This window comes from Streptococcus mitis, assembly GCF_047464965.1.
GTDB lineage: Bacteria > Bacillota > Bacilli > Lactobacillales > Streptococcaceae > Streptococcus > Streptococcus mitis_DU.
Genome location: NZ_JASHAT010000021.1, coordinates 1 through 3765 on the forward strand (window position 1 = coordinate 1; position 3765 = coordinate 3765).

General features: G+C 35.8%; 4 protein-coding genes and 1 pseudogene. All 5 read right to left on the bottom strand.

Going from position 1 to position 3765, the window contains the following annotated elements; all coding sequences use genetic code 11:
- Positions 1-370 (bottom strand): annotated as a pseudogene (locus QM408_RS09175) (hypothetical protein); the annotation flags it as partial.
- Between the two features lie 89 nt (positions 371-459).
- Complete coding sequence (locus QM408_RS09180; protein ID WP_414307111.1) at positions 460-741, bottom strand: type II toxin-antitoxin system RelE family toxin; 282 nt, start codon at positions 739-741, stop codon at positions 460-462.
- Entirely contained in the window at positions 734-973 is a 240-nt protein-coding gene (gene relB, locus QM408_RS09185; RefSeq protein ID WP_414307112.1) for a type II toxin-antitoxin system RelB family antitoxin, read from the bottom strand. Before relB ends, QM408_RS09180 begins: the two co-directional genes overlap by 8 nt.
- A 284-nt stretch (positions 974-1257) precedes the next feature.
- Positions 1258-2196 carry a hypothetical protein gene (locus tag QM408_RS09190; protein WP_414307113.1) on the bottom strand — a complete coding sequence of 313 codons (939 nt, stop codon included), beginning with the start codon at positions 2194-2196 and terminating at the stop codon, positions 1258-1260.
- A gap of 711 nt (positions 2197-2907) precedes the next feature.
- A partial coding sequence (locus QM408_RS09195) for a replication initiation factor domain-containing protein (protein WP_414374358.1) occupies positions 2908-3765 on the bottom strand: 858 nt, incomplete at its 5' end.

Genomic DNA, 3765 nt, shown 5'->3' on the forward strand with positions numbered 1-3765 from the left:
CTACTAATTTCCAAGCGTAGTTTTCGCCTACTCTTTCGGCTGCTCCTTCTCTCTCTAATAAAGTCATTGTATGGAACATTGAAAACTTATCGCCTTTACTATGGATAATTTCCCCATCTTCCGTCACAAAAGTAGTTTCAAAAGAAAACTCATTTAAAAATCCGACGAGCGTAATTCTGTCGATACTCCAGTTTAATTTAAAGGAGGGGGGTAAATTTTGCCCCTTTGACCGCCTGTTAGAGAGGGCGGTCAAATTTTGGAAAGCATTAATGACATTTTTTTGCTCTCCAAACTCACGTTTTTCAATTCCATCATCTGTAACACAAATACTATTTTCGTGCAACGATAATTGATTTTTTTCTTCGTTCATGCTATAATAATTACAACAAAATTTTGTAAAACACATCATCTGAAAAGCCGAGTTCCCGCTCGGTTTTTCTTTTTTTGTTGACCTTCCTATTAAAATTTTTTTATCTTGTAGACTTCTGACCTATGACCAACTGTCATATTCATAATCACAAACTTACTATTATCTACCTCAGCAATAATTCTATAATTTCCTACCCTAAAACGAACATAGCCTGAAAAATTTCCCGTTAGAACTTTCCCTGGAGAAGTTGGAAAATCGACATTATGTAGATGCTGATCGATCCATCTCATAATAAAACGTTGATCTCCTCGATCTAACTTCTTCATTGCTTTGTCAAAAGTATCGGCATATTCAACTTGATATTTAGCCATAGCGCTTCATCATTTCTTCATGTGAGATAGTTTTTTGGCCAGCAGCAACCCATTCTTTATGAGCCTCATCAGCAACCTTAATATCATACATATCTTCAATTTTCTCTACAACAGCTTGTCTAATAAAATCAGTCTTTGTTATATTATTTTCTTCAATCGTAGCATTTAATAAAGAATTTAACTCTTTACTAAATCTCACAGAAATTGGTGTAGTAGAAACAACGTTATTCATACAATGGCCTCCTAGTAGTTATGTTATATACATTATACTCCTAATCTAAGTATTCTACAATAAAAAAACTCACTTTTTATTCCAATTTCCTTTTGACAATAAGTAACCCTTGCAGGTCGTACTGCGTCCGTGTCCTTCCGAAACGCTAAAGCCTTTCGGCTGGCACGTTCCAGCATACTCTTGCAAGGCTTTTTGTCAAAAGTTTTCTCGGCATAAAACCGTTCATTTTTTAACAAAAAAATCCCACCTCGTCAGAAGTGGGATTATGACTAATATTTTAATTTTTAATTTTCATCGTGATATAGATAGCTCTGAGCTATCACATTTATTCTACTATGCCCTAGCATTCTACTTGTTATCTCCATAGCCAACTTGTCTAGTACCTCGCCAGCTCGGTCTTTTCGCATTACATACCTTTCTTTCTTAGGTATGTCTTTTTCTTTTCTTGCATATCGGTCATAGACACGCTTGGCGTATACTGACCGATAATAGTGATTATCATAATGTGGCGACAACTTTGGGAAGAGTCGCCCTTTTTTTGATTGAATAAATTCAATTAGCATTTTAGTTTCTGCTTCACTGACACCATGAATTTCAGCAATTCTAGTCTTACCATTCTTAGTCCCTTTATTTACATTGAGATACGGTTTGCCATTGTTAAAGAATAAATCTTCAGCTTCAATCTGTAGCATTTCTTTTCTTCTCAACCCTGTAGCGCTCGTGAACTGGCTTAATCTACGTTCTAGTTCATCAGAGATATGTTTATCCCTATCGACTGAAAATCTAGACCGCTTCACATCGGCACGTCTACGGATTGGTGTAGCAACTACCTGTGTTGCATCGGTTTGAAAAACCTTAACCAAAGCAGCTTTTGCCGTTGATATTGAATAGGCTGACCTATCAAGATCCATGAGATGTTTCAGATACTCGTCTATTAAAATTCTAGCTTCTTCAATAGAATGAGCTTCAGGGTGCTTTTCTTTGACCCAGTTAGAAAAATATCTGAATTGGTTTTTATAGGTAAGATAGCTCTGTTTAGAATAGATTCTGTTTTTAGTTTCGCCCCTTAATTTATCAAGCGAACGACTTTTCCCAAAACCTGCTCTAAACATTTCCATTAAACGCTCCTGACCAACCTTATTGTAAGATGGAACTTTTTGCTCTTTTTCTTTCTTCAAGCGACGCTGTTTCGCCCAGCGACTTTTCTTTTTCTCACTCGCCATATTGACCCCTTTCTAAATAATTAAATAGGATATTTTTCCTATCATGCAAATCTGTTCAAACTAAAACGCGTGGTAGTCCGTTCGCCTACCTCCTAGCAACTTTTTTGATACGCTTGTCTATGCTATGACAAATATCAGCAATTTTTAATAGGTCTATGCCATGACCTCTACAATCTACACTACTTGAAAAATTCGGTTTGTGACTCATGCAATCAATTCTTTTATTATTTAACTTTTCTCTTTTCCTTTCTTTAATTCATTCCTTTTTTCTTTTTTAAAGTTAAATTTTTTAAAATTCTATTTTTTTTGCTAATTAAAAAACCTAGCTTGCTAGCTACGTTTTTTTCCTCTTCTTTTTTAATTTAGAACCATAATTCAATTTTTTTCTTCTTTTATTTTTTAAATTTCTATTTTCCTCTTAGTTTTACTTACTCCACATCAATCAATTTTCTATATAACTATTATGCCATTTTTTTCAAAATAAAAAAATCAGATTTCAAAAAAACTAAAACGTGATTTTGAGAGATAATCTCATTCTGAATGAGATAATTGTTTATACATCCATAAATGTCTGTATAAACAATTATCGCTCAGCGAAAAGGCTTTGGGCGCCTTTCCTTTTTTCGCTCCTGTCGCCTGGAAACTCAGGCGATTGCCGAACGCTATCGCTATTTTCGGCAAGAAAAAAAGAGAGCCGAAACTCTCTCTAATCTATACCTCACTATTTTCACGATTCACGGTCATGCCACGCAACCAATTATTAAGCTCTTTATCCAACTTCTCTACATTTTCCGAAAAACTTGCCTTTAAATGTTGCGTTAGTTCATCCTCTTTTGCTACCTGTTTAGCCAATTTACGGTACTTCTTCCGCGTCTTATCAGACGCTTCAGACCATAAATTGTTATCAGATAACAAGCCTACTAATGTAGCTTTTTCCGTAAAACTAAACGTTTTTGGGATAAAATGCGGAGAATAGAAAGAGTCTAATGTACCATAAGCGACCTCAACCCAGTCGCTCGCCTTATCTCGACGCAACTGCATTTCTAATCTCCACCACGTTTCGATTCCTGCTGGAACAACTTCTTTCTTTTTAGTCTGTTCTAAAAACTTGTTATAAAGACGTACTTGCCTTTCTGATGAACGAGCGCCCCAGTAAGCCGTCTCCAACTTCCCTCCCTGTCCGTAATACGGACGGAATGAAATTGGATCCGCAATGCGATATTGATTTATATAATCATTTTCTACGTTCAGAATATCGCAAGCGATATCTGCACGAGAAAAATGTGGATTTTTAAAAACGAGTTTTACAAAATCTTTTAAACTGACTTGTAAAAAGTTTTGGATTTTATTCGGATTGAAATCTAAACGCCCTTTTTCTTGTCCAGTTTCTTTGTCTAAGAAAGGAAGAATCTCAACGTACGCAATGTTTTCTCCGTACTTGTCTACTAATTTCCAAGCGTAGTTTTCGCCTACTCTTTCGGCTGCTCCTTCTCTCTCTAATAAAGTCATTGTATGGAACATTGAAAACTTATCGCCTTTACTATGGATAATTTCCCCATCTTCCGTCAC